This is a genomic window from Acinetobacter sp. ATCC 27244 (assembly GCF_000156555.1).
GTDB classification, from domain to species: domain Bacteria; phylum Pseudomonadota; class Gammaproteobacteria; order Pseudomonadales; family Moraxellaceae; genus Acinetobacter; species Acinetobacter haemolyticus.
In genome coordinates this window covers 1-281 of sequence record NZ_GG666014.1, presented here as the reverse complement: position 1 = coordinate 281, position 281 = coordinate 1, and the positions used below count along the sequence as shown (strand labels likewise).

At 40.6% G+C, this 281-nt stretch carries 1 protein-coding gene; it reads right to left on the bottom strand.

Annotated elements, in window-relative coordinates:
* Positions 1-281 (bottom strand): transposase (locus HMPREF0023_RS16030; protein ID WP_008942607.1); only part of this gene is annotated, 281 nt, incomplete at both ends.

Here is a 281-nt window from a genome sequence, read left to right as displayed (position 1 = left end):
ATGATAGCCTGACCATTTTTTCCATAGTGTCCTGCCGAAACGTTTAACTGTTCGAAGTAATTCATTTCGCTCTCGCGAATGCACTTTATTATCTTTCCAAGGCTTTGCATTTTTTCTGGGTGGAATCACTGCATACGCTTGCCGATCTGCAATGACCTGACGGCATTGTTTTGTGTCATAAGCCCCGTCTGTATAGACTGAATCAATCTGCTCATCCAATGGGATTTGATTAAGTAAATCTCCAAGAACTTGTGAATCACTGATATTATTTGTTGTGAGCT